The sequence below is a fragment of the Nonomuraea thailandensis genome (assembly GCF_024172165.1).
Classification (GTDB): Bacteria; Actinomycetota; Actinomycetes; order Streptosporangiales; family Streptosporangiaceae; genus Nonomuraea; species Nonomuraea thailandensis.
Genome location: NZ_JAMZEB010000002.1, coordinates 5,720,311 through 5,744,522, shown reverse-complemented (window position 1 = coordinate 5,744,522; position 24,212 = coordinate 5,720,311). Strand labels below are relative to the sequence as shown.

Below are 24,212 nucleotides of genomic sequence, written 5' to 3'. Positions count from 1 at the left end.
AACATTCCTTCATCCGCCCGGGCCACGTCCAGCGGATCTGAGGTGTTTTGACCTGCGGAAACTCCCTAAGTGGGGCGAAGCGGACGACATTTGTTCTGGGACGTCAGACTTCCTTGTTTTCGGTCTGTTCACTACGGTGAGGCCTTATGACGCTCCAGGCGCAAAAGCCGGTCCACGACGGCGAAAAAGCCCACTGGCTGGCGGTGCGGCCGCGGCTGGTCCTCGCCAGTGCCTTCATGCTCTTCCTTGAGCTGGCGCTGATCCGGTGGACCGGGTCGAACATCGTCCATCTCAGTTATTTCACCAATTTCGTGCTGCTCGGCTCCTTCCTCGGGATCGGGCTCGGTTTCCTGCGCGTGGGGCGCTCGCAACGGCAGCCGTACTACTCGCCCATCGTGCTGGCCGTCCTGGCCATCGTCGTGCTCACCTTCCCCGTCACCGTCAACCGCGACACCGAGGGCGTCCTGTACTGGACGAGCCTGCACACCAGCGGGCCACCCGCGTGGGCGATCCTGCCGGTGATCTTCTGTGCCGCCGCGGTCGTGCTCATGGGGCCCGCCGAGCTGGTCGGGCGCTGCTTCCCCGAGCTGCCGCGCCTGGAGGCCTACCGCTACGACCTGATCGGCAGCCTGACCGGCATCGCCGCGTTCACCGCGCTGTCGTTCCTCAGCGCGCCGCCGGTGTTCTGGGGCCTCATCGCGGCCGTCTGCTACGGCCTGCTGCTCGTGCCCAGGCCGCGCGTGCTCTACGTGGGGCTCGTGACCGTGCCCTCCCTGGTCGTGGTCGGGCTGCTGCTGGCCGAGACGCTCACCGCCGGGGCGATCTGGTCGCCGTACTACAAGGTCACCACCAAGCAGCTCGTGCAGGTCGGCATCCCCGTCACCGACATCGCGGTCAACGGCATCCCGCACCAGCAGGCCGTGCCCGCCTACGCCCGCCTGCAGTGGGAGGCCCAGTACGGCCTGCCGTACGAGCGCACGACCAAGCCGCCCAAGGACGTGCTCATCGTCGGCGCGGGCAGCGGCACCGACGTGGCGATCGCGCTGTCCAAGGGCGCCACCCGCGTCGACGCCGTCGAGATCGACCCCAAGCTGCGCGAGCTCGGCGGCTCGGTCCACCCCGACAGGCCCTACCAGGACCCGCGCGTCACCACCCACGTCACCGACGGCCGCGCCTTCCTGGAGCGCACCGGCGACAAGTACGACCTGATCCTGTTCGCCCTGCCCGACTCGCTTACCCTCGTCTCCGGCGCCAGCTCGCTGCGCCTGGAGAGCTACCTGTTCACCGAGGAGGCCATGCGGGCGGCCCGCGCCCACCTCAGGCCGGGCGGCACGTTCTCGATGTACAACTACTACCGCGAGAGCTGGCTGGTCGACCGCCTGGCGGGCACCATGCAGCGCGCCTTCGGCCACAAGCCCTGCGTGGACGTGGTCAGCACCGCCGGCCAGCAGGCCGTCATCACCGCCGGCCTGGCCCCCGCCGACCAGCGCTGCGCCGCCGAATGGCCGGGCGCCGCCCCCGGCACGCCCGAGCCCGCCGACGACGACAGGCCCTTCCTCTACCTGAAGGAGGGCACGATCCCGCCGATCTACGTCATCACGCTCGGACTGATCCTCATCGTCAGCCTGCTGGCCGTGCGCGTCGTGGCGGGCCCGTACCGGCGGATGCGCCCGTACGCGGACCTGTTCCTGCTGGGCGTGGGCTTCATGCTGCTGGAGACCAAGAGCGTGACCGGGTTCGCGCTGCTGTTCGGCACCACGTGGGTGGTCAACGCGATCGTCTTCGCCGGCGTGCTCGTCGCGGTGCTCGCCGCCGTCGAGGTGACCCGCCGCTTCCGCACCCCGCCGCTGCCGGTCATGTACGGCGTGCTGTTCGCGGGCCTGCTGCTGGCCTGGCTCGTGCCGAACGAATGGCTGCTGTCGCTCCCCGTCCCGCTGCGCGCGGTGGCCGCCGTGACGGTGGCGTTCCTGCCGATCTTCGCCGCGAACGTGGTGTTCGCCAAACGTTTCGCCGACACGGCCGACGCGACCACCTCTTTCGGCGCGAACCTGCTGGGCGCCATGGTCGGCGGCTGCCTGGAGTACGTCGCCCTGGTCATCGGTTACAAGGGTCTGCTCATCGTGGCGGCCCTGCTCTACGTGGGCGCTCTGGCCCTGCTGCCCAGGAAGAACTCCGCGCTGGTGTGACCGCTCCGGAAATACCGCTGAGCATTTCCGAAATGTTCTCAGTAATTCCTTGACCGATGGTCAGATGAACGGTTTCCGGCATGGGTTGATTTGTCGGTGACCACGAGGTGAGGTAGAGATACCAGCCATGCCTTGATCGCGATGATCGTTTGTCTGCGAAAAGCGAAAATTCATCTTCTCGAAACGGAGGTACGAGATCGGGGGTGACGTCCGGTAAACCCACGAGCAAAGGTGTAATCATGGCGACACAAGGGGCAGCAAGGATAGATGTCGAGCTCGCCCTGCGGCAGGAGTCCGACCCGGTGCCCGCCGGTCGTGCCGAGCAGATCGCCGCGGTGCTCCCGAAGGGAGTCCTGTTCGCGGCCTCCGCGCCGCCCGCCGCAGAGCAGGCGCGGGCGCCGCAGATGGAGTGGACCCTCACCTCCGCCTGGCCCTACCAGGGCCGCACCGCCACCGGCACCGCCGCCGTCCACTACGCGGCCGGTCACGAGCGCCTCGTCCGCCCGATGATCCTGGCCGACGGCTTCGGCTACGGGGCCAGCGACCTGCGGGGCCTGTGGCACCACCTCGACACGCCCTACCCGCCCCACCAGCAGCGGCTCCTGGGCCAGCTCCTCGCCCAGGGCATCGACGTCGTCCTGCTCGGCTTCGGCGCCCGGCACATGCACATCCAGGCCAACGCCGGCGTGGCCGCCACCTGCATCCGCCGCGTCATCAGCGAGCGGGCCGGCAACGCGCCGCTGATCGTCGGCGGCCTCGGCATGGGCGGGCTCGTCACCCGCTACGCGCTGGCCGAGATGGAGAACCGCGGCGAGGACCACCAGACCGCGACCTACCTGTCCTACGACGCGCCGCACAACGGCGCCTGGATCCCGCTGATACTCCAGCAGCTCGCGTACTTCGCCCAGAGCCTCTCCCCGGCCGAGCCCGGCCAGGCGGCCCTGATCGCCAGCCCCGCCGCCCAGCAGCTCCTGTGGGCGTGGGTCGAGAGCGGCCGCTACTCCGGGCCCGTCGCCACCGCCAGCCCGCTGCGCACCGAGTTCCTGGAGGACCTGCGCCGCGTCGGCTGGTTCCCGGTCCGGCCGCGCAAGCTCGGCGTGGCCAACGGGGCCGCCGACGGCACCGGCAGGAACGTGCCACCCGACCATCTCGTGTTCGAGTGGAGCGAGCTGGGCGGCCTCGTCGGCGCCACCGTGCGCACGCAGCCGGAGCGGGGCGTCAACCGGCACCTCGGCGGCATGCGCGCGGTGCCGATGTGGGCCAGCAAGAGCTACACCAGCGACGTCGGCGCCTTCGACGGCGTGCCGGGCGGCACGCTGCCCCTGTACGGCATGCTCGCCGACAAGCTGGGCGCGCCCATCGCCGGCCGGTACAGATCCACCTGCTTCGTGCCCTCGGTCAGCGCCGTCGCCCTCCAGTACGACCCGCTGGAGTGGCCGGTCGACCTCTACACCGACATCACGTCCCTGTCGCCCGAGCAGAGCCAGCTCGACGACTACCAGTGCGACTCGCACAACTCCGAGCACGGCGAGGTGACAGGCGTGCTCGCCGACTGGATCCTGGGACAGCTCGGCAAGTAGCGGCGGCGCGGCGGGCCCTGCCGCCCGCCGCCCGTCCACCCTGGAGTCCGCACGCATGCTGAACGAGATGTTGCCCGGCTACGAAGGGCTGGTGGCCGACCCGTACCCGGCCTACGCCGACCTGCGGGCGTCCGGCGAGCCCCGCCTGGTGACCCTGCGCAACGGCCTGTACGGCTGGCTCGTGACCCGCTACGACGACGCCCGCGCCGCGCTCGCCGACCCGCGGCTGAGCAAGGACCCGCGCCACGCGCCCGCCGACTGGCGGGAGGCGGGGCGCGGGCGGCCGCTGGAGGACCGGTCGGGGCTCGGCACGCACCTGCTCACCACCGACCCGCCCGAGCACACCCGGCTGCGCCGCGTGGTGTCGGGGTTCTTCACGCCGCGCCGGCTGGCGGGGCTGCGGCCGGGGATCGAGTCCGCCGCCCGCGAGCTCGCCGCCGGGCTGTCGTCCGGGGCCGACCTGGTGGGCGACTTCGCCGCGCCGCTGCAGTCCGGGGTGCTCTGCGACGTGCTCGGGGTGCCGGCGGCCGACCGTACGGACTTCCAGCGGTGGACGGCGGCCGTGGTGTCGTCGTCGGATCCGGGGGAGCCGGGGGAGCCGGGGGACCCGGACGCCAGGCCCGCGGCGCTGCGGGCGCTGGGCGCGTACGTGGGCGGGCTGGCCGAGGGCAAGCGGCGGGCGCCCGGCGACGACGTGATCAGCGCCATGATCGCGGCGGCCGAGGACGGCGACCGGCTGAGCGGGGACGAGCTGCTGTCGATGATCTTCCTGCTGCTCGTGGCCGGGCACGAGACGACGGTGGGGCTCGTGGGGCTGGGCACGTACACGCTGCTGCGGCACCCGGAAGCGCTGGAGCTGCTGCGCGCCCGGCCCGAGCTGATCGAGCAGGCCGTGGAGGAGCTGCTGCGCCACGACAGCCCCGTGGAGCTGGCCACGTGGCGCTTCGCCCTGGAGCCGGTGGAGATCGGCGGGGTCGTGCTGCCGGCCGGGCAGCCGCTCCTGGTGGCGCTGGCCGCGGCCAACCGCGACCCCCTCAGGTTCGCCGGCCCCGACGTGCCCGACCTCACCCGGCAGGACAACGCCCACCTGAGCTTCGGGCACGGGCCGCACTACTGCCTGGGAGCTCTGCTGGCACGCCTCGTCGGGCGCGCGGCCCTGGCGGAGGTGGCCCGGCTGCCCGGCCTCGCGCCGGCCGTGCCGATGGAGCGGCTGCGGTGGCGTGCCAGCCTCACGGTACGGGGGCCGCGCGAGCTGCCCGTGACGTTCGGCTAGCCCGCCGGGCTCAGAGGCCGCAGAGGTCGTCCAGGGACTGGGCGCCGGCCTTCTGGGTGTTGCGGGTCGGCGTCTGCGTGGGCGTGGCCGTGCGGGGCCTGGCGGGCGTGGAGCCGGTGACGCTCGGGGAGGCGCTCACGTTGGCCGTCTGGGCGCGGCGGGCCGGGCGGAGCGAGTCGCTGATCGCCTTCCTCGTCGCCGTACGGATCTTGGCCCAGTCGGGGCGGCCCGAGTAGAACTCCGGCGGCACGAACTGCAAGCTGGTGATCCTGGCGTCCTTGACCTTGACCGCCAGCTCCACCAGCGGCTGCACCAGGGGGCGCGGGATGTTGGTCTGGGCCAGCCGCTTGGCCGCGCCGGCGATCTTCTCGAACCTGCTGAGGATCACCGTGGGGGTCGCCTGCTGGGCGAAGGCGCCGATGACGCAACGCTGGCGGGACATGCGGGAGAAGTCATCGCTTCCGACGCGGGAGCGGCCGTACCACAGGGCCTCCTCGCCGGAGAGCTTCCGGTAACCGGCCTTGATCGTGCCCGCGGTGCCGTAGAGGCCGCCCCACTTGACGTCCTGCTCCACCCTGATCTTCAGGCCGCCGATGGCGTCCACGAGGTCGGCGAAGCCGTACATGTTCATCAGCATGTAGTAGTCGATCTTGAGGCCGAGGGTGAAGCCGATGGCGTCCATCAGCGCGCGCGGGCCCTGGTTCTTGGCGCCCATGAGCTGCGGGTTGTCGTTGGCGTACTGCCAGACCTCGTTGAGCAGGCCGCCGTTGGGCAGCTCGGCCATGAACCCGTTCGGGAACTGCTTGTGCAGCGGGGAGGAGGCGGGGAAGCGCACGTGCTGCATGTTGCGCGGGAGGCTGAACAGGACGGTGGCGCCGGTCTTGAGGTCGACGCTGGCCACGTTCATGCTGTCGGTGCGCACGCCTGTCCTGTTGCCGGCCGCGTCGCCGCCGATGAGCAGGAAGTTGACGCGCTCCTTGTCGCCCCAGGGGTTCTCGGCGTCGTGGGTCACCTGCGGCTGGCCCGGCTCGGGGGTGGACTTGAAGATGGACCCGACCGCGTCCCTGAGGGTCACGACGTAGTTGGCGGTCAGCGCGAACGGCGACATGACCGCCACGCACAGCACGCCCACCACGATGCCGGTCAGCACCTGGCCCTGCTGGGGCAGCCTGTTCGGGCCGAGGACCACGTAGGAGGTCACCACCACCGCGAACCAGCCCAGCGCGAGCACCGAGGCGAGGACGACCACCAGGACCATGTTCGAGTCGTCCACGAGGATGGACGCGTTGGCCAGGTCGCCGGCGATGCTCAGGCCGTAGGCGAGGGCCGCGAGCAGCAGCACCGCGTACACGCCGACCAGCGCCAGCCCGGTGCGGCGGCGCCCGGCCCGCAGGTGGGCGGCGCCCGGCACGACGGCGGACAGGGCCGTCCAGCCGAGCACGGCGGCGGGGGTCAGCGGTCTGGCGAAGCGCGGCGCGCCCGAACCGGAGCCGGAGCCGGAGCGGAGCTTGCCCAGGCGCGAAGTGGTGGGGGACCTGCCAGGCGCGGGGGGCTCACCGGGTCTGCCAGGGCCGGGCGGGCGGCGGGCGGACCCGGCGACGAGCTTTCCGGGGGCCGGCCCGCCGGTGGCGTCAGGAGCGGAGGCGCCCGCGGCGTCAGGAGCCGGGGCGCCTTTGGCGTCCGGCGCGGGCCTGCCGTTCGCGCCGGAATTCGGGCGCGATCGTCGCGTGGGGCGCCGTTTCCTGCCTTCCGGCGTGGTGTCTACCCCATCGCGATTGCTCACACCTGGCTCCTTACACGCCTACCAGGCAAAACCCACGTTTTGCCCCCCGATCGGCACAAGATTGCCAGGATTCTAGTCCCCATACCTGGACATCAGAGACATGTGCCCAAGCTGAGATGAACGCCACGGGACCATCAGGAGACTGTTGAGGACGGCGCCAGCCACGTATTGCACTGGTATGCCTGGTTCCTCTCCCACCCCTGGCGGAACCACCGTCCGCTGTTCACCGGCTTGCCGTGGTCGCGCGGATAACCCGGATGGTCGCCCACCTGGCTGAAGAACCAGAACAGCCGGGTGCGGTTGGACGTGTTCACCGGGTACGTCGCCGCGACCGACCGCATCCACATGGCGCCGAAGCAGTTGGCCTGCAGCTCCAGCCGCCGGCTCAGCGCCAGCTTGCCGCTCTGGCTGGAGGAGTCGAGGGTCGCGGACCACCAGGAGTTCATCAGGCCCGTGAGGTTCTGGACGTGGTGGCCGTACTCGTGGGCCATCATGCCGATGATGCCGCCGTGCCAGGTGATGATCTGGCCGTAGCCGGCGGCGTTGCCGCGGCCCCTGGCCATGGCCGAGGTGGACGCGTAGATCGTGTTGTTCTGCGGGCAGTAGTACGGCACCGTGCTGCCCGGCGACGGGTAGTCGCCGCAGGCGCCCCGGCCGCTCTGGGCCGCGACGGCGTACCTGGGCGGGCTGAACCTGAAGCCCTGCTTCTCCAGCACCGGCTTCCAGGCCCGGTCCATGCACCTGCCGGTCTTGATGATCAGCGACTTGAGCTGGCTGTGGCTGAAGATGCTGGCGTTGCCGGCCGGGCAGTTCAGCCGCGGCAGCACGCCTGCCCGGTAGACGCTGTTGTTCTTCAGGCTCGTGTTCACCGTCACCTGGGCGGGCGGCGTGACGGTGGTCGAGGGCTCGTCGTCGTCCTCGCTCTGGGCCGGCGTGGGCTGCTGGCTGCGCGACGGGTCGGGCTCCGGGTCCTCGGTGGCCCTGAAGGACGGCTCCTCGGACGGCTCGTACGTCGGGACCGCCACCGGCGTGGAGGTGTCCGAGCCGGACGAGGCCGACAACATCACCGCCCCGACGACGATGAGCACGAACAGCGCCGCCAGCGAGCCGAAGACGGCGCCGAGCACCCCGAGGACCCCCATCCCCGACTTCCTCGGCTGCGGCGGCCGGTGCCACTGCTGCGGCGGCATGGGCGGCGGTGGTGGTGGCGGCGGAGGCGGAGGGGGCGGCTGCTGCCGGTACGGTTGCTGCCCGTACGGCGGCTGGCCGTGGGGCGGCTGCCCGTACGGCGGTTGCGGGTAGGCCGGCTGCTGCTGGTAGGGGTTCGGCGGAGGCGGGGGTGGCGGCGGCTGGGGCGGCTGCGGGTAGGCGCCCCCCTGCGGCTGCGGCTGCCGGTATCCGGGTGGCGGCCAGGGCAACGAAGGAGGCCGCTGGGGCTGCCCTGGCCCCTGTGGCGGGGGTGGATACTGCCCGTTCCCTGTCACCGTGTCTCCCCGTAGCCCCGTTGTCCGAAATGGAGGCACTTGCCGTGCGACTTGTCGGACCCTTGCCAAATTTGGGGCAAAAGCATACTGATTTATCACCCGTCACGGATGTAGCAGTGCTCGGTTACAGTCCGAAATCATTCGAGGTGATCTCCGCTATCTCCCGGTCCGGGAGACGGGCGTTGTCCTAGCTTCTTTTGCATGAATCTCCAGCAGCTCCGCTATGTGGTCGCGACTGCGGAGCACCGCACCATGACCGACGCGGCCAGGTCGCTCTACATCGCGCAGCCTGCGCTTTCCCGCGCGATCCGCGATCTCGAGCGCGAGCTCGGCATGACGTTGTTCGCCCGGTCCGGGCGCGGAGTGGTCGTCACCGCGCAGGGACGCCGGGTGGTCAAGCTGGCGAGGGAGGCACTCGACGCGGTCCACGAGATCGAGGGCCTGGCCAACCAGATCACCCCCACCGACGCGGAGCTCCGCATCGCGTCCACCCCCAGCCTCGAGCCAGGTCTCGCGGGGCGGCTGCTGCCCGCCTACGCGGCCGAGCATCCAGGCGTACGCGTGCACATCGTGCGCTGCGACGGCAGAGACGGCGTCGTCAGCGCCATCAGGGACCAGCGGGCCGACCTCGGCCTCACGGACCTGCCCGTGCCCACGGACCTCATCACCCACCCCCTCGAACGCCAGGAGATCGTCCTGATCTCCCCACCGGGGCTCGACCTGCCCAACCCGGTGCCGATGGGCAAGCTGCACGGCATGCGCCTGGCACTGCCCGCCCGCGGCAGCATGCGGCGCAGGGAGCTCGACGCGATGTTCGGCAAGTACGCGGTCACCCCGGTGGTCGTGCTCGAGACCGACGAACGCAACGGCTGGCTCAACGCCGTCCGCGCGGGCCAGGCGTCGCTGCTGTGGTACCGCGGCATGGCCGAGCAGGCCGGACGCGCGGGCCTGGTGGTGCGCTCGCTCGAACCCGCGGTGCGCCGCGTGATCGCCGTCGTGCACGCCCGCCGCCGCCTCCCGCTCATCGCCCAGGACTTCCTGGCCACCGCGGAGAAGGGAACCGCCGCCTGACGACTCCTTTGGGAACGATCCATTTCCCGTCTCGCGTGACCTGACGGAGCACGAGACGACAGCAGCCACGTGGGGCCCGGCATCGGCGCCGCGCCCCTGATGGCCTCCGGGAGCCGACGGCCGCCCGGCAATCCCGCCGTCAGCCCGTGATCCGCAGCACCTCCCCGGACCCCGCCAGCGTGCCCCTGTTGGACACGTAGTACGCGCCGTCCGGCCCGGCCGCCACCCCCGTGGGGGTGAACAGTCCTTCCCTGGCGATGAGCGTCCTGGTGCCGTCACGCTCGACGCGGTGCAGGGCTCCCGCCGGGTCGCCCGACAGCAGCCCGCCGGCGGCGATCTCCAGCACCAGCAGCCGGCCCCGCCGGTCGAAGGCGACGTCCACGATGTTGGTGAAGCCGGAGGCGTACACCCGCGGCCGCTCGCCCGGCGCCAGGCGCCACACACTGGCTCCCCCCACGGGGAAGGGGAAGCCGGTGAGCTGGCCCACGTACAGGGCGCCGTCGGGGCCGCGGGCCACGCTCGTCGGCACGGGATGCATCGGGATCTCGCCGCCGCCTGGCCCCGGCACGAGACGGACGTCGAACACGGCGACCGTCGAGATCCGGCCGCCCGGGCGCACTCGCAACAGGTCGTTGGCGCCCGCGTCCACGACCAGCGCCCCCGCGCCGTCGGGCAGCACCGCGTACGGCTGGCTGTCCGGGCCGGTGCCCGGCCGGCCCTGGTCGGGATCGTGGGCGGCCTCGTACGCGCCCAGGTCGGCGACGCTTCGCCAGCGCTTGCCCGATGCCTTGACCAGCGTGGCGACGGCGGCCCCGCCCGGGCCGAGCTGCGCGCGCCTGGCCGGGTCGGTGCCCAGGCCGATCGGGATGAGCAGCCCGCCGCGCGCCGCGGCCACGTCGTGGGCGCCGAGCACCTCGCTGAGGTCCGGCGTGCCGAGGGACGGCAGGCCGGTCACCACCCGGTGCTGCCCGGCCTTCGAGACGGCCGTCACGGCTCCCGTGGGGCCCAGGCAGAACGTCTGGTTCTGGGCGCCGACGATGCACGGGCCGGGGCCGCCCCTGCCCGCCTCGGCCACGTAGAGGACGCCGCCCGGGCCGAAGCTCAGCCCTCTGGGGTTGTCCAGCCCCGAGGCGATCACCGTCATGGCCCGCCCGGCGGTCCCGCCCGGAGCGGCCTGCCCGATGCTCCCGTGCGGCGCGGCCGGGCGAGGGCCGGAGCCGGCCGCGGCCGGCACGGCGGTCACGGCGAACGCGAGGCCCACCGCGAAGGCGGCGGCCGGGAGGGCGCGGCCGCCAGGCCGCCCGCGTGCTGCGCGCATGCCCCGTGCGTAACACGGCAGGCGCCCGGTGACCAGGGTCCGGCCCTCCAAGGTGACAGGAATGGTCTGGCGGGCCGCCCCGGGGCGCGGGCCCCGGCACGCAGCGCGAGCGGCCCGCGTCAGCCGGCCACCGGGAGGCGGACCACGGCCCGCAGCCCCGGCTCGGCGTCCTCCAGGACCACCGTGCCGCCGTGCGCCCGCACGGTCTCGCGCACGATGGCCAGCCCCAGCCCCGCGCCGCCCTCGTCCCTGCTGCGGCCGGAGTCGAGCCGGGTGAAGCGGTTGAAGACCCGCTCGCGATCCTGCTCGGGAATGCCGGGCCCGTCGTCGGTGACGGTCAGCACGCCGTCGGCGGTCAGCGCCACCTCGACCTTGGATGCGGTGTGGCGGACCGCGTTGTCCATCAAATTCGTCAGCACCCGGCTCAGGTCGAGCGCGTCGCCGCGGACCACGACCGGGTCGCACACCGTCAGCCGCGCCTCGGCGTAGCGGTCCGCCGTCTGCCGCACCACCTCGTCCAGGTCGACCGGCTCGCGCCGGGCGGGCACGCCGCCGCGCTCGTCCAGCCTGGCCAGCGCGAGCAGGTCCTCGGCCAGCCGGGACAGCCGCATCGTGTCCTCCAGCACGCCCTCGGCCGTCTCCTGCCAGTCCTGCCCGTCGGGATGCCCGAGCGCCACCTCCAGCTGCAGCCGGATGCTGGCCAGCGGGCTGCGCAGCTCGTGCGCGGCGTCGGAGACGAGCGCGCGCTGGCGCTGCTCGGCCTCCTCCAGTCTGGCCAGCATGTCGTTGAGCGTGGTGGCCAGGGAGTGCACCTCGTCCCGCGACTGCGGCACCGGCAGCCGGCGCGACCTGGCGGTGTGCGTGATGTCCGCCGCGCCCCTGCGCAGCGCCGCGATGGGATGCAGCGTACGGCCGATCATCAGCCAGCTCGCCACCGCCAGCAGCACCACCAGCGCCGGCGTGCCGACCAGCAGCACCCGCCCGGCCGTGACCAGGCTGTTCTGGATCTCGCTGATGGGACGGGCCGCCACCACCGTCTGCCCGTGGTCCGCGCTGAGCACGACGACCCGCAGGAACCCCGGGATCGCGTACGGCCGCCCGTCCAGCAGCGTCGCCTCCCCGCGCTGCAGCACCCGCGCCCTGGCCCGGGCGTCCAGCATCGGCACCAGCCGGTCGGCGCCGTACGTGACGTGCGTGATCCGCCCCCGCGCGTCGAGCACCTGCACGATCGTGCCGTCGTGCGTGGTGATCGGGCTGGTCAGCGTGCCCGCGTCGGCCGCCACCCGCACCGCCTGGGCCTGCGCCCTGGTGGAGTCGTCCACGGTGTCCATCAGGGCCCGCTCCAGCACCGTCACCAGCACCGTCGCCGACAGGGCCAGCGCCAGCGCGAGCACCGCGGCGGCGGCCACCGTGAGCCGGAAACGCAGCCCCTGCCGCCGCCACCAGACCAGCGGCGAATCAGCCACCGTCGCCTGCCAGCCGGTAGCCGGCGCCGCGCACGGTCTGCAGGGCGTTCCTGCCGAAGGGGGCGTCGATCTTGCGGCGCAGGTAGCCGACGTACACCTCGACCACGTTCGGGTCGGTGTCGAAGGTGTCCCACACGTGCTCCAGGATCTCCGACTTCGACACCACCTCGTCCCGCCGCCGCATCAGGTACTCCAGCAGCGCGAACTCCCGGGGCGTCAGCTCGACCGGGCTCTGCCCGCGCTCCACCCGGCGCCTGGCCGGGTCCAGCGACAGGTCGCCCGCCATCAGCACCGACGGCCGCCGGCCCGCGTCGCGCCGCATCAGCGCCCGCAGCCTGGCCACCAGCACCACGTACGAGAACGGCTTGGTCAGATAGTCGTCGGCGCCCAGGTCGAGCCCGTCGGCCATGTCGTACTCGCCGTCCTTGGCCGAGAGCATCAGGATCGGCACCCAGTTCTCCTCGGCCCGCAGCTGCTTGCACACGTTGTAGCCGGACAGCCTGGGCAGCATGATGTCGAGCACCACGACGTCGTAGTCGCCCTGCCTGGCGGCGTGCAGCCCCTCCTCGCCGTCGTGCGCGAGATCCACGGCGAACCCCTCCGCCTGCAGCCCGCGCTGCAGCGCGGCCGCCATCCGCCGCTCGTCCTCGACGACAAGTACCCTCATACGGCAATTCTCCCGTCCTCGCGCTGAGACAACGCTGAGAAGCCTGAGAGTCATCTCAGACGGCTCCCACTCCACCAGGGGGAACCTGCCTGGCCTGAGAGCCGTCTCAGACTGTCTCAGGGTTGCCACAGGAAGCATGACGCAGGCTCTGGGCATCGACATACCGTTAAGGAGTGAGATGCGCAGAGGCACGTTCGTGAGGTGGGGAGTGCCGATCGCGGCCGCGGCCGTGATCGGAGCCGCGATCGGCGCCGGCCCCGTCATAGCCGCGGTCAGCGGCGACCCCGTGCTGCCTGAGCGCTCGGCCGGGCAACTGCTCGCCGACGCGGTGGCGGCCACCAGCAGCAAGGGCGGCATCCCGCCCATGTCCGGCACCGTGCAGCAGACGGCCTCGCTCGGCCTGCCGGCGCTGCCGGCGACCGGCGCGGTCTCGCCGCTCAGCCTGCTGTCCGGCTCGCACGAGGTGAAGGTCTGGTACGGCGCGAGCGACAAGCTCCGCGTGGCCATGCCGACCCAGCTCAACGAGACCAACCTGATCCTGAACGGCGGCCAGGCCTGGTACTGGGACAGCGCCACCAACACCGCCACCAGGCTGACCGTCAAGCAGGGCGCCGGCGGCCCGGCGGCGCACGCCACGCCGCTGCCCCAGGAGACCGAGCTGACGCCGCAGCAGCTCGCCGAGCGGCTGCTGGCCAACGCCGACCAGCACACGGCGGTCCGGGTGATCAACACGGCGGAGGTGGCCGGCCGCCCGGTCTACCAGCTCGTGCTGGCGCCCAAGGAGGAGAGCTCCCTGGTGCAGGAGATCCGGATCGCCCTCGACGGCGAGACGTACGTCCCGCTCCAGGTCCAGGTGTACGCCAAGGGCTCGGCCGAGCCGGCGTACCAGATCGGGTTCACCCAGGTGACGTTCACCCCGCCGGCGGCGGAGAACTTCACCTTCACCCCGCCCGCCGGCGCCAAGGTGGAGGAGCGGACGCTCGGCCTGAACGAGGACGACACCGCCACCGCGGAGAAGCGCGCCGAGCACGCCAGGGAGGTCGCGGACGACCTGAAGGTCGTCGGACAGGGCTGGTCGGCCGTCGCGGTCGTGCCGTTCTCCCTGTCGGACCTGACGGCGGCCCGGCAGGCCGGGACGCCCGAGGGCGGCGAGGGCCGCTTCGGCGGCGGCCAGGGCGGCGACCCGGCCGCGCTGGTCGACAGCGTGCTCAAGTCCGCCACCCCGGTGAGCGGCACGTGGGGCTCCGGCAGGCTGATCAGGACCAAGCTCGTCACGGCCCTGCTGACCGACGACGGCCGGCTGCTGGTCGGCGCGGTCACCCCGGAGGAGATCACCAAGGCGGCGGGCGTCAGGTGACCACCGTCACGCAGGAAGCGGGGGCGCCCTTCGGGGCGGCCCCGCCCTCCGGGGACACCGGCGAGGGCGCCGCGATCCGCACCCGGGGGCTGACCAAGCGCTTCAAGGGCGGCCAGGTCGCCGTGGACGCGCTCGACCTGACCGTGCCGCGCGGCTCGGTGTTCGGCTTCCTCGGGCCCAACGGCTCGGGCAAGACCACCACCATCCGCATGCTGCTCGGCCTGGTCGCGCCCACGGAGGGCGAGTACTCCGTCCTGGGGCTGCCGCAGGCCCGGGCCCTGCCCAAGGTGGGCGCGCTGGTCGAGGGGCCGGCCTTCTACCCGTACCTGTCGGGCACGGCCAACCTGATGCGCTTCGACGCGGCCGACCCGACCGCGCACCGCGGCACCGCCAAGCGGCGGATCGCCGACGCGCTCGACCGGGTGGGCCTGGCGGCCGCCGCGGGCAAGCGGTACCGCAACTATTCGCTCGGCATGCGCCAGCGGCTGGCCATCGCGGCCGCGCTGCTGGGGCCGCGCGAGCTGCTCGTGCTCGACGAGCCGACCAACGGGCTCGACCCGCAGGGCACCCGCGAGGTGCGCACGCTGGTCAAGGAGATCGCCGCCGAGGGCACCACGGTGTTCGTCTCCTCGCACCTGCTGGCCGAGGTCGAGCAGATGTGCACGCACGCCGCGATCATGCGTACCGGCAGGCTCGTCGCGCAGGGCACGATCGCCTCCCTGAGCGGCGGCCTGACCGCCCGCATCAGGGTGGAGACGCCCGGCCCTGACGACGCCGCGCGGGTGCTGGCCGGGCTCGGCCTGGCCGACGTGCGCGCCGAGGGCCGCGAGGTCACGGCGGAGCTGGGCGGGCACGCGCCCGAGCAGGTCAACGCCGCGCTCGTGGGGGAGGGCGTGGCCGTACGCGGGCTGGCCGTGGTCCGGCCGAGCCTGGAGGACGTGTTCGTGGGACTGACAGGGGAGGGCTTCGATGTCGACGGGTGAGGACCCTGGTGCGGCCGGTGCGCGCACGGCCACGCTCGGGCCGCGGCGCACGCCGGGGCTGGTCCCGGTGACGGAGACCATGCGCACCACCGAACGCCACGAGCCGGAGCCCGCGCCCGCGGCCCCGCCCGAGCCGGCGGCGCGGGCGACGTGGGCGTTCTGGCGGCTGCTCGGCTCGGAGCTGGGCCTGACCTTCCGCCGCCCGCGCAACCTGGCCATGCTGGCCGTGCTGGGTGTCGTGCCGGTCGTGGTCGGCGTCGCGCTGCGCATGTTCGGCTCGTCCGACGACGACATGAGCGGGCTCGTCCAGGACGTGGCCGGCAACAGCCTCATGCTGACGTTCGTCTCGTTCTCGTTCCTGGTGCTGCTGCTGATGCCGGTGGCCGTGAGCGTGGTGGCGGGCGACTCCATCGCGGGGGAGGCCGGGGGCGGCACGCTGCGCTACCTGCTGGCCGCGCCGGCCGGCCGTACCCGGCTGCTGGTGATCAAGTACCTCAACGCGGTCGTCTACGCGTACGCGGTGACGGCGGTGGTCGCGCTGTCGGCGCTGGTGACGGGGCTGGTGCTGTTCCCGGCAGGGGACGTGACGCTGCTGTCCGGCACCACGGTGCCGCTGGCCGAGGGGCTGCTGCGCATCGCCATCTCGGTCGGGTACGTCGGAGCCGGCATGGCGGCGCTGGCCGCGATCGCGCTGGCGCTGTCGGTGTTCACCGAGGTGTCCATCGGGGCCATCGCGGGGACCGTGGTGCTGGTCATCGTCTGCCAGGTGCTGCGGGCCATCCCGGAGCTGAGCTCGATCACGCCGTACCTGCTGCCGACCAGGTTCACCAACTTCGACGCGGTGCTGCGCGCCCCGATCGACGTGGCGGCCCTGCGGGACGGGCTGCTGACGTTCGGGGCGTACATCGTGCTGTTCGGCTCGATCGCGTGGGCGCGGTTCTCCGGCAAGGACATCACCTCCTGATCACCGCCCCGGGACGTCCGCAGCGCCCGCCTTCCAGAGGTCGAGGGGTCATCGCAACACGTTCGCCGGCGGGCTCACTCGTGGATCAGGGCGGTGATGTCGTCGAACAGCCGCTCCTGGGCGGTGGCAGCCTCCGGGGAGGTCAGGTCCATGCCCTGGATGAAGCCGTGCTCCAGGCCGGGTTCTTGGCGGTGCGTCACGTGCGCGCCGGTCTGCGCCAGTCGATGGGCGTAGGCGTCGCCTTCGTCGCGCAACGCACGCGCGGTCTGCGGGTCCGGCGTCCAGCCCGCGCTGTCGCCCGCCACCGCCGCCGGGGGCGCCCAGCGCAGCACCGCGGCCACGTCCTCGATGGCCGCGGGGTAGGGATGCCGGGGCGCGCGCCGGTGATCGACGGCCAGCACCTCGACGTCGCGGGCGTCGGCGATGCGCCGGCACGTGCGGTCGTGGGTGTCGAGGTCGCCACGTTCAGGTGGGTCAGGGAGCGTCTCGTCCGATCGGGGCAACGGGTGAGCCAGACCAGTGTGATCGCCGGGTCGATGGCGGCTGCCCCCTCTCAGACCTGGTGCCCAGTCAGCCGCGGGTCGCCGGCAGATGTGCGAGGCGTTCAGCTGGGGAAGTACTGGCGCGGCGGACCGGGGGCGCCACCGATCACATCGGTGGCGCCCCCAGACGCTTACCGGTCGGATCGCGTCCGTTGCGCCGGCGCCGTCAGGTCCTCCCGGATCTCGGAGTCCGCCGCATCCCCTCATCCGCGATGTGCGACGACCGCTGGAAGAGAAGGAGTGACGGCGGGCCCTCGTGTTCAGCAGGGGCAGGGCTCAGGCGGACGGGCGGCGGCGCAGGCCCAGGGCGCCGATCACGACGCCGATGACGCCCACGGCCAGCCCGGCCCCGCCGAGCAGGCGGGCGGTGCCGTCCGAGGAGGAGGCCGCCGCCACCGGCGCCACCGACGGGGCGGTGGCGGGTGCCGTGGCGGGCGCGGTGGCGGACAGGGTGGCCGTGCCGGCCTTGTCGGCGGCGGGCACCAGCTTGAGCAGGGGCGCCGGGTGCTCGGGCTCCGTGCCGTCGGCCTTGGGAGCCTCCGACCAGTCCACGACCTCGCCCCCGGAGTACGTCTGCTTGGTCGGGAACATCAGCGAGTCCACCTCGGGCAGCTGCCCCATGGACACCTCGAACTCCTGGAACTCCCCAGGGTTGATCTTGCCGCCCTCCCAGACGACCTTGGTGACGGCCTCTTCGAGGTCGCCGTACTCGGTCTTGACCGGCGCGGGCAGCTTGCCCTCCGTGACCTTGACCGTCCATCCGGGCACGGGCTTGACGGAGACGAAGGCCAGCGGGTGGTCGGTGGGGAAGGAGACCTCGATCTTGGTGGTCGAGGCGTTGTCGCGCTCGTTCGGCACCCGGAACGCGACCTTGGTGAACCCGCCCTGCTCGGCGGTGCCCGGCTGGATGGTGACGTGGGCGAAGGCGGGCAGGGCCAGGCCGGCGGTGAGCGCGGTGGCGGCGGCGAGCACGGTGGCCGCACGGCGTACGAAGGACATGTCGGAAGCTCCACTTGGGTGATGGGGGATGAAAGGGGTGTCAGAAGGTCAGGCGGGAAGTGGAGGACCACGCCTGGCCACGCTGTGCCGGAAACCCGGCTGCGGAGGCACCACCCTGGTGCGGACGATCGGCGCGCCGGGCCACGACACGGGCGCGGCGGCCGGGGAGAGCAGGACGACGAGGCGGCGCCCGATTCGGCGCAGCAGCGACCACAGCGCGGCCTCGCCGCGCGACAGCCACAGGCCGGTGATCACCGTGGCGCTGAGGTGCGTGAGCAGCATGCCGGCGTTGACGGCCAGGCCGCCCTGGGCGTGCCCGTGCACCGACACGTAGGAGGCGCCCTCGCCGGCGAACAGCTCGTGCAGCCCGACCTGCGCGCCGACCAGCATCAGGTTGATCGTGCCCGCCGAGCGCTCCCTGCCGCACAGCGCCAGCCCCAGCGCGGACACGCCCGCGAGCCCGAGCGCGGCGGCCCAGGGCGCGGGAGCGGCGCCGCCGCCGAGGACGTGGGCGAGCGCGGCCAGGGTCACGCAGACGGCGGCGAAGGCGGCCGTCCGCGCGAGCCGGAGGGGAAGTCGCGCGCGCATGGGTGTGCTCCATGCTCTCACGGGGCAAGGGAGGATGAGACCTCGAGTCCCAAGCTGCTCAATGCCTGGTCCGAAAATGGCATTTGTCGCTAGGGTCGTGCCGATCGCGCTGACATAGAGGTGAGAACGTTGCGGCACTTAGGTGGTTTGCTGATCGGCCTGGTGGTGACGGCGGCCGTGCTCGGGGGCGGCGGATGGGCGGTGCAGCAGGCCGTCGGCAACGCTGCGGCGAACCCACCGGACAACCAGCGGATGTGGATCGCGCTCGGCGCGATGGCCGCGGTGGGGCTCGTCGCGGGCCTGGTTATGGCCGGCCGGATCTCCCCGCTGGCGACCTTCGTCCCGTCTATGGTGCTGCTGGCCTGGACGGTCGTGTACGCGCTCGACATGAACCGGGCGCTGTCCTTCATCCCGACCGAGCCCTCGGTCAACCAGATCGTCCGCGACGCCGGCTTCGGCGCCAGGACTCTCCTCACGACAGGTGTGTTCGCGCTGCTCGGCGTGGCCCTGTTCATACCCGTGCTGATGCCCTCGCGGTGGTCGCGCCGCGACGACGAGCTCGACGAGGACTACGAGAGCACGCCCGAGGGCAGCTACTACTGATCCTCGTGAAGATTTCGGGCGCGGCCGTCTCCCTGCGGGGAGGCGGCCGCAGTCGTGTGACGTAGGTCACAGCGAAAAGCGCGAACTCCTCCCCGTCCTGCGGGCGAAAGCCAGCGGACACACCGTACGGACGGGAGCGACATGTGATCGACGAACTGCCCGGCAGGCCGGCCGACTCCGAGCTGATCCGGCGGTCCGAGCAGGTCCCGGAGATCTTCGCCGAGCTCTTCGACCGGCACGCGGCGGCCCTTCGCCGCTACGTCGCCAGACGGCTCGGGGAGTCGCTGGCCGACGACGTCGTCTCCGACGCGTTCCTGGCCGCGTTCCGCCGGCGCCGCCACTACGACGCGAGCCATCCCGACGCCCGCCCCTGGCTGTACGGCATCGCCGCCCGGCTCATCCAGCGTCACCGCCGGGTCGAGGTCAGGCTCTACCGGGCCCTGGCCCGCACCGGGGTGGACGAGGTCACCGAGCCGTACGCCGACAGGATCGACGACCGCGTCGCGGCGCAGCAGGCGGGCCTGGCCGCGGCGCTGGCGGACCTGCCGGCCGCCGACCGCGAGGTGCTGTTACTGGTGGCCTGGGCGGACATGACGTACGAGGACGTGGCCAGGGCCCTGGGCATCCCCATCGGAACCGTCCGATCCCGCCTGCACCGCGCCAGGGTCAGGACCCGCAGGGCGCTCGGCGGAAGCGACCCCACCACGGCACGAGAGGAGTCCTTCGGTGGATGACCTGCGATCCCTGCGCGAGTTGCGTGCCGTGGTGCCGGAGCCGGGCGAGGAGTGGACGGTCCAGGAGCGCCGCCGGCTGCTGCGCCGGATGCGCACCCGCAGGCGCGGGTTCGGCCGCGCCCTCCTGCTGGCGGGCGCGCTGGCCACCGCGGCCGCGGTCGCCCTGGTCGCCGTCCGGCCGCAACCCCCCGCGCAGCCCGCTCCGCCGGCCCGGCCGCGGACCGTCCAGCTCGACCCGGACACCGTCCTGGCGCGGGCGGCCGACACGGTGGGCAGGCGCGAGGCCGGCGAGGCGCCGCTGCCGACGCAGTGGCAGTACACCAGGACCCTGGACAAGCAGCCGACCCGCGACACGGTCGAGAGCAGGGAGTCCTGGATACGCTACGACGGCAAGCAGAGCGCCGGCTTCGGCGAGGACGGCAGGCTGTCCGTCCGGGACATCCCGCCCGACCCCGGTGACGACGACCTGTCGCCGCAGCAGTACGACAAGAAGCTGCGCGAGCTGCCCACCGACCCGAAGCGGCTGCTCGCCAAGGTGACCAGGGACCGGCACTGGATCGACTACCCCAGGGAGGAGGGCGTCCCCCACGTCGTCGCCCCCGACGCGGACCGCGCCTACGGCGTGATCATGCTCTACCTCAGCCGGTACGGCGTCATGCCGCCCAAGCTGGAGGCGGCCCTGTTCGAGGCCCTGGCGCTGATCCCCGGCGTCCGCGTCGAGCAGGGCGTCACCGACGCGGCCGGCCGCGGCGGCCTGGGCGTCTGGCGCGACACCGGCAGAGGGGACGTCCCTTACCGCAGGTACCACATCCTGGACCCGCGCACCTATCGCTACCTGGGTGAGAGGACGGTCTGGCTGCGCGACGAGTACTTCTTCGACGACAAGGAGCCCAGCGTCCGCGAGGGCGCGGTGTGGGCCACCGCCCTGCTGACCTCGGTCATCGTGAACCGCCCCGGCCAGCGGGGCTGATCAGGCGGTGGCCCCGTGCGTCACGGGGCGGTGCCCGTGTAGAGGCGGGTGACCACCTCCTCCAGCGACGACTGGCCGGGAGCCGTGGCCATCAGGTCGTCGAGGGTGCCGTCGAACGCCAGCCGCCCGTGGTCGATGAGCATGACCCGGCGGCACAGGCGCTCGATGTCGCCGAGGTCGTGCGTGGTCAGCAGCACGGTCGTGCCCCGCTCCGCGTTCAGCCGCAGCAGGAACTCGCGGATACCGGCCTTGCTGACCACGTCGAGCCCGATCGTCGGCTCGTCGAGCACCAGCACGTCGGGCGCGTGCAGCAGCGCCGCCGCCAGGTCGCCGCGCATGCGCTGGCCGAGGCTGAGCTGCCGCACCGGCGTGCGCAGGAACTCGCCCAGGTCCAGGGTCTGCGTGAGCTCGTCGAGCCGGGCGGCGAAGGCCGTGCGCTCGACCCGGTAGAGGTGCCTGATCAGCTCGAAGCTGTCGCGCAGCGGCAGGTCCCACCACAGTGTCGTCCGCTGCCCGAACACCACCCCGATGCGCCGCGCCAGCGTCGTGCGGCGGCGCGAGGGGTCCATCCCCGCCACCCTGACCTTGCCCGAGGTGGGGGTCAGGATGCCGCACAACATCTTGATCGTGGTGGACTTGCCCGCGCCGTTGGGGCCGAGGTAGCCGACGAACTCGCCCGCCGACACCGTGAACGACAGGTCGCGCACGGCGTGCACGACGTTCCGCTTCACCTTGAACGAGCGTCCGGCCCGGTCGAGCTCGATCATTCGCCTCAACTCCCCGTCGATCTGTAGTGCCGGATGCCCTGCCGCCAGACCAGCGCGGCGACCAGGGCCAGGACCAGCGCGGCGGCCGGTCCGAGGAACCGCATGAACGCGGGCGTGCCGAAGGGGTCGTCCCGGCCGAGCACGTACAGGCCGGGCTGCCAGTTGACGAACGCCAGCGGCAGCACGTACGTCACGCCCCTGACCAGGTCGCGGCCGTAGACACTGAGCGGGTACTGGGTGAGCTGGCTGCTGCCGTAGGTCAGGCTGTTGACCACCTCGGGGGCGTCGGTCAGCAGGAACTGCAGCGCTCCGGCGATCGTCCACAGCGCCGCGAAGATGACGATGCCGGTCGCCACCATGACGGGGATCATCCAGGCCCGCCCCCAGCCCGGGTCGAGCGCGGCGACGGCGTAGCCGAGCACGAGCGCGGCCTGGAGGATGCGCCCGACGCGGGTGGCCATGAAACGGTCGGCGGCGAGCTGGACCCACGCCCCGGCCGGCCTGATCAGGAAGGTGTCGAGGGTGCCGGCCTTGATGTGCCCGCTGACCCGGTCGAGGTTGCTGACGAACGTGTCGCAGATGGTGAAGGCCAGGCCGGCCGTCCCGTAGAGGAACAGCACCTCCTCGCGGGAGAACCCGGCCAGGGTGGTGGTGTTGGCGAAGATGATCAGGATGACGCCGACGTCGATCGCGGCGATGACGAAGCCGAGCACGATCATCATCACGAACGAGACCGGGTAGGCCGCCGCGGCGCGGGTCCAGGCCCACACCAGCAGGAAGTACGTCCTAACCACCCTGGATCACCACCTTGTGGCGGATCGCCCGGGTGCCGAGGGCGCCCAGGCCGAGCAGGACCACGGCCCACAGCGCCTGGACGGCGAGCGTCTCCAGCACCGGGGCGGTGCCCAGGTAGAGGTCGGTGGGCAGTTGCACCATGGCGGCCCAGGGCAGCGCCATGGCCAGGTCGCCGAACCAGCCGGGGAACAGGTGCAGCGGCACCAGCATGCCGCTGAAGAACGTGCTCAGGACCATCGACAGGACCGCGACGCCGCGGTCGTCGAGCAGCCAGCAGACCGACAGCGCGACCAGGTAGCGCCAGCCGAAGCTGACGACGACGGCGATCGCGAAGCCGAGCAGGAACGCCAGCCACTGGGCGGGCGTGGCGGGGACGTGGATGCCGAAGATCGCGGCGCCGAGCAGCATCGGCGGGATGCCGCGCACCAGGAACAGGTACGCGGCCCTGCCGAGGTCCTCGGCGAGCGTCCAGAGCTGCAGCGAGGCGGGGCGGACCAGGTCGAGTGCGATGTCGCCGCTGCGGATGCGCTCGGGGAGGGCGAGCCCGCCGCCGAAGAGCTGCATCGGCCCGATGAAGGCCTGGGTGACGAAGCAGAAGGTGACGGCGTCGGTGATGTCGTATCCGGCCAGACCGGGGCGGGCCTGCCAGAGCGCGATCAGCGTGTACGCGCGCAGGATGCCGAAGACGCTGTTGGTGAACGCGCCGGCGACTGCGGCCCAGACGTAGGTGGCGTGTTTGCGGAAGCCGTACCGGACGAGCCGGGCGTAGAGCGGGAAGGTTTTGCACCTCCAGGGGGTGATGGCACGGTCACGGAACGTGCCTGGACCCGCGCACGGGTCTGCCGGTGGGAAACACGGATTATCCGTCGCGGGATCGGCGGCCCGCAACGGGATTAACGGGGCCAGGCGGAGCGCCTGCGAGTCATCGTGCCGAAATATCCGCGTAAGAGATGAGTTACTTACTGGCCGGTAGGGATTTCGCGAGAGGGGAACAAATCTCCTGAAAGGGGGCGGTATGCGAGTCGACAGGGACGTGATCCCGGAGTATCCGCTGAGCTGGCAGGCCCGGGCGCTCACCGGCCTCCTGCGCGGCACCGTGAAACCGGCCTCCAGCCTGCTGATGCGCCATCCGCTGGCCCTGTCGGGGGCGGCCCGGCTCGGCGAGCTCGCCCGGGTGGTGAACGTGCCGCATCCCGAGCACGTCGCGGTCGTGCCGGCGGCCTTCTCCGAGTGCGGCGGGGAGTGGGTGCGCGGCGGCCAGGGGCTCGACGAGCGCAAGGTGGTGCTCTACTTCCACGGCGGGGGCTACTTCTCCTGCTCGCCGCGCACCCACCGGCCCATCACGTGGCGGCTGTCGGCGGTGGCCGGGCGGCCGGTCCTGGCGCTGGACTACCGCCAGGGCCCGGTGCACAGGCTGGCCGACTCCCTGGCCGACGCGCTGGACGCCTACGGCTGCCTGCTGCGGCGCGGGCACGTGCCCCGGGACGTGATCCTCGCGGGCGACTCGGCGGGCGGCCATCTCACGCTGGCGACCCTGCTGGCGCTGCGCGACAGGGGCCTGCCGCTGCCCGGGGCGGCGATCTGCCTGTCGCCGTGGGCCGACCTCACCGACTTCCCGCGCCGGGCGAACCGCTGGCAGGACCCCATGCTCCCGGCGAGCAGGGTGCGCTGGCTGGCCCGCCGGTGGACCTCGGGCCTGGACCCGTGGGACCCGCTCGTCTCACCGGTGCACGGCGACTTCGCGGGGCTGCCGCCGCTGATGATCGTCACGGGCTCGACGGAGGTGCTGCGGGACGAGGCCCGGCGGGTGGCGCAGAGGGCGCGGCTGGCGGGGGTGCCGGTCAGGTACGAGGAGTGGCCGCGGATGCCGCACGTCTTCCCTATCCTGGCCGACGTGCTGCCCGAGGCGCGGCTGGCCTTCCGGCACATGTCGCAGTTCGTCCAGGCGGTGGCGGAGCTGCCGTCCGAGTCGATGGAGGGCTCGGCGGCCGCCTGATTCTCACCGCTCGGTTCGAGGAAGTAGGTCTACGGCCACACCCGCGGGCAGTATAAGGTTAGGTATACCTAACTCAGGGGGACTGT

General features: G+C 72.3%; 22 protein-coding genes. 11 read left to right on the top strand and 11 right to left on the bottom strand.

The window, feature by feature from the left end; all coding sequences use genetic code 11:
* The first annotated feature begins 146 nt into the window (after positions 1-146).
* The 3 genes from HD597_RS64840 (at position 147) to HD597_RS29890 (ending at position 5,039) form a co-directional block, all read left to right on the top strand.
* Entirely contained in the window at positions 147-2,186 is a 2,040-nt protein-coding gene (locus HD597_RS64840; protein WP_276083057.1) for a spermine/spermidine synthase domain-containing protein, read from the top strand.
* A gap of 239 nt (positions 2,187-2,425) precedes the next feature.
* A complete protein-coding gene (locus HD597_RS29895; RefSeq protein ID WP_253746263.1) occupies positions 2,426-3,766 on the top strand; it encodes a hypothetical protein in 1,341 nt (446 codons plus the stop codon).
* A gap of 55 nt (positions 3,767-3,821) precedes the next feature.
* Positions 3,822-5,039 carry a cytochrome P450 family protein gene (locus tag HD597_RS29890; RefSeq protein ID WP_253746262.1) on the top strand — a complete coding sequence of 406 codons (1,218 nt, stop codon included), beginning with the start codon at positions 3,822-3,824 and terminating at the stop codon, positions 5,037-5,039.
* A 10-nt stretch (positions 5,040-5,049) separates the two neighbouring features.
* Here HD597_RS29890 and HD597_RS29885 read toward each other — a convergent pair whose 3' ends face one another.
* Together HD597_RS29885 and HD597_RS29880 are read right to left on the bottom strand one after the other, a co-directional pair.
* Positions 5,050-6,822, bottom strand: a complete 1,773-nt coding sequence (locus HD597_RS29885; RefSeq protein WP_253746261.1) for an LCP family protein — start codon at positions 6,820-6,822, stop codon at positions 5,050-5,052.
* Positions 6,823-6,956: 134 nt separating this feature from the next.
* On the bottom strand, positions 6,957-8,240 hold the full coding sequence (locus tag HD597_RS29880; protein ID WP_253746260.1) for a neutral zinc metallopeptidase: 1,284 nt from the start codon (positions 8,238-8,240) through the stop codon (positions 6,957-6,959).
* Positions 8,241-8,507: 267 nt separating this feature from the next.
* Between HD597_RS29880 and HD597_RS29875 the strand changes: the two genes are divergently transcribed.
* On the top strand, positions 8,508-9,377 hold the full coding sequence (locus HD597_RS29875; protein WP_253746259.1) for a LysR family transcriptional regulator: 870 nt from the start codon (positions 8,508-8,510) through the stop codon (positions 9,375-9,377).
* A gap of 139 nt (positions 9,378-9,516) precedes the next feature.
* Here the strand turns inward: HD597_RS29875 and HD597_RS29870 are convergent, their stop codons facing one another.
* The 3 genes from HD597_RS29870 to HD597_RS29860 form a co-directional block, all read right to left on the bottom strand.
* Positions 9,517-10,695: a ScyD/ScyE family protein gene (locus HD597_RS29870; RefSeq protein WP_253759535.1), complete on the bottom strand. Its 1,179-nt coding sequence runs from the start codon at positions 10,693-10,695 to the stop codon at positions 9,517-9,519.
* A 119-nt stretch (positions 10,696-10,814) separates the two neighbouring features.
* Positions 10,815-12,161 carry a sensor histidine kinase gene (locus HD597_RS64835; RefSeq protein ID WP_308210715.1) on the bottom strand — a complete coding sequence of 449 codons (1,347 nt, stop codon included), beginning with the start codon at positions 12,159-12,161 and terminating at the stop codon, positions 10,815-10,817.
* Positions 12,154-12,828 carry a response regulator transcription factor gene (locus HD597_RS29860; RefSeq protein WP_253746258.1) on the bottom strand — a complete coding sequence of 225 codons (675 nt, stop codon included), beginning with the start codon at positions 12,826-12,828 and terminating at the stop codon, positions 12,154-12,156. Before HD597_RS29860 ends, HD597_RS64835 begins: the two co-directional genes overlap by 8 nt.
* 178 nt (positions 12,829-13,006) lie before the next feature.
* Between HD597_RS29860 and HD597_RS29855 the strand changes: the two genes are divergently transcribed.
* The 3 genes from HD597_RS29855 to HD597_RS29845 are packed head-to-tail and all read left to right on the top strand — an operon-like array spanning position 13,007 to position 16,132.
* Positions 13,007-14,185: a LolA family protein gene (locus tag HD597_RS29855; protein WP_253746257.1), complete on the top strand. Its 1,179-nt coding sequence runs from the start codon at positions 13,007-13,009 to the stop codon at positions 14,183-14,185.
* Positions 14,182-15,168 (top strand): ABC transporter ATP-binding protein, encoded by a 987-nt coding sequence (locus HD597_RS29850; protein WP_253746256.1) that lies wholly within the window; start codon positions 14,182-14,184, stop codon positions 15,166-15,168. Before HD597_RS29855 ends, HD597_RS29850 begins: the two co-directional genes overlap by 4 nt.
* Positions 15,155-16,132, top strand: a complete 978-nt coding sequence (locus tag HD597_RS29845) for an ABC transporter permease (RefSeq protein WP_253746255.1) — start codon at positions 15,155-15,157, stop codon at positions 16,130-16,132. Before HD597_RS29850 ends, HD597_RS29845 begins: the two co-directional genes overlap by 14 nt.
* A gap of 74 nt (positions 16,133-16,206) precedes the next feature.
* On the opposite strand, the gene HD597_RS29840 is transcribed toward HD597_RS29845, so the two are convergent.
* The 3 genes from HD597_RS29840 to HD597_RS29830 all read right to left on the bottom strand — a co-directional run bounded on the left by HD597_RS29840 (position 16,207) and on the right by HD597_RS29830 (position 18,261).
* Positions 16,207-16,635 (bottom strand): alpha/beta hydrolase, encoded by a 429-nt coding sequence (locus HD597_RS29840; RefSeq protein ID WP_253746254.1) that lies wholly within the window; start codon positions 16,633-16,635, stop codon positions 16,207-16,209.
* Between the two features lie 315 nt (positions 16,636-16,950).
* On the bottom strand, positions 16,951-17,673 hold the full coding sequence (locus HD597_RS29835; protein WP_253746253.1) for a YcnI family copper-binding membrane protein: 723 nt from the start codon (positions 17,671-17,673) through the stop codon (positions 16,951-16,953).
* Positions 17,674-17,721: 48 nt separating this feature from the next.
* Positions 17,722-18,261, bottom strand: a complete 540-nt coding sequence (locus tag HD597_RS29830; RefSeq protein ID WP_253746252.1) for an MFS transporter — start codon at positions 18,259-18,261, stop codon at positions 17,722-17,724.
* A gap of 129 nt (positions 18,262-18,390) precedes the next feature.
* Here HD597_RS29830 and HD597_RS29825 point away from each other — a divergent pair, with 129 nt between their 5' ends.
* The 3 genes from HD597_RS29825 (at position 18,391) to HD597_RS29815 (ending at position 20,568) form a co-directional block, all read left to right on the top strand.
* Positions 18,391-18,864 carry a hypothetical protein gene (locus tag HD597_RS29825; RefSeq protein ID WP_253746251.1) on the top strand — a complete coding sequence of 158 codons (474 nt, stop codon included), beginning with the start codon at positions 18,391-18,393 and terminating at the stop codon, positions 18,862-18,864.
* Positions 18,865-19,007: 143 nt separating this feature from the next.
* A complete protein-coding gene (locus tag HD597_RS29820) occupies positions 19,008-19,598 on the top strand; it encodes an RNA polymerase sigma factor (RefSeq protein ID WP_253746250.1) in 591 nt (196 codons plus the stop codon).
* Positions 19,591-20,568 (top strand): CU044_5270 family protein, encoded by a 978-nt coding sequence (locus HD597_RS29815; protein ID WP_253746249.1) that lies wholly within the window; start codon positions 19,591-19,593, stop codon positions 20,566-20,568. The genes HD597_RS29820 and HD597_RS29815 overlap by 8 nt, the downstream gene beginning before the upstream one ends.
* 20 nt (positions 20,569-20,588) lie before the next feature.
* Here HD597_RS29815 and HD597_RS29810 read toward each other — a convergent pair whose 3' ends face one another.
* Genes HD597_RS29810 through HD597_RS29800 form a run of 3 tightly spaced genes read right to left on the bottom strand, consistent with a single transcriptional unit; the run spans position 20,589 to position 23,018 of the window.
* The gene (locus tag HD597_RS29810; RefSeq protein ID WP_253746248.1) at positions 20,589-21,335 is read right to left on the bottom strand and encodes an ABC transporter ATP-binding protein; all 747 of its coding nucleotides are present in this window, start codon (positions 21,333-21,335) and stop codon (positions 20,589-20,591) included.
* Positions 21,336-21,340: 5 nt separating this feature from the next.
* Positions 21,341-22,129 (bottom strand): ABC transporter permease, encoded by a 789-nt coding sequence (locus HD597_RS29805; protein ID WP_253746247.1) that lies wholly within the window; start codon positions 22,127-22,129, stop codon positions 21,341-21,343.
* Positions 22,122-23,018 carry an ABC transporter permease gene (locus HD597_RS29800; protein WP_253746246.1) on the bottom strand — a complete coding sequence of 299 codons (897 nt, stop codon included), beginning with the start codon at positions 23,016-23,018 and terminating at the stop codon, positions 22,122-22,124. The genes HD597_RS29805 and HD597_RS29800 overlap by 8 nt, the downstream gene beginning before the upstream one ends.
* A 127-nt stretch (positions 23,019-23,145) precedes the next feature.
* Here HD597_RS29800 and HD597_RS29795 point away from each other — a divergent pair, with 127 nt between their 5' ends.
* Positions 23,146-24,126 carry an alpha/beta hydrolase gene (locus HD597_RS29795; protein ID WP_253746245.1) on the top strand — a complete coding sequence of 327 codons (981 nt, stop codon included), beginning with the start codon at positions 23,146-23,148 and terminating at the stop codon, positions 24,124-24,126.
* Positions 24,127-24,212: the final 86 nt, after the last annotated feature.

Excerpts from the sequence above, each read along its gene's own strand:
- HD597_RS29860 (WP_253746258.1), bottom strand. The coding sequence starts at position 12,828 with ATGAGGGTACTTGTCGTCGAGGACGAGCGGCGGATGGCGGCCGCGCTG.
- HD597_RS29830 (WP_253746252.1), bottom strand. The coding sequence starts at position 18,261 with ATGCGCGCGCGACTTCCCCTCCGGCTCGCGCGGACGGCCGCCTTCGCC.
- HD597_RS29845 (WP_253746255.1), top strand. The coding sequence starts at position 15,155 with ATGTCGACGGGTGAGGACCCTGGTGCGGCCGGTGCGCGCACGGCCACG.
- HD597_RS29835 (WP_253746253.1), bottom strand. The coding sequence starts at position 17,673 with ATGTCCTTCGTACGCCGTGCGGCCACCGTGCTCGCCGCCGCCACCGCG.
- HD597_RS29875 (WP_253746259.1), top strand. The coding sequence starts at position 8,508 with ATGAATCTCCAGCAGCTCCGCTATGTGGTCGCGACTGCGGAGCACCGC.
- HD597_RS29855 (WP_253746257.1), top strand. The coding sequence starts at position 13,007 with ATGCGCAGAGGCACGTTCGTGAGGTGGGGAGTGCCGATCGCGGCCGCG.
- HD597_RS29895 (WP_253746263.1), top strand. The coding sequence starts at position 2,426 with ATGGCGACACAAGGGGCAGCAAGGATAGATGTCGAGCTCGCCCTGCGG.
- HD597_RS29870 (WP_253759535.1), bottom strand. The coding sequence starts at position 10,695 with ATGCGCGCAGCACGCGGGCGGCCTGGCGGCCGCGCCCTCCCGGCCGCC.
- HD597_RS29890 (WP_253746262.1), top strand. The coding sequence starts at position 3,822 with ATGCTGAACGAGATGTTGCCCGGCTACGAAGGGCTGGTGGCCGACCCG.
- HD597_RS64840 (WP_276083057.1), top strand. The coding sequence starts at position 147 with ATGACGCTCCAGGCGCAAAAGCCGGTCCACGACGGCGAAAAAGCCCAC.
- HD597_RS29795 (WP_253746245.1), top strand. The coding sequence starts at position 23,146 with ATGCGAGTCGACAGGGACGTGATCCCGGAGTATCCGCTGAGCTGGCAG.
- HD597_RS29810 (WP_253746248.1), bottom strand. The coding sequence starts at position 21,335 with ATGATCGAGCTCGACCGGGCCGGACGCTCGTTCAAGGTGAAGCGGAAC.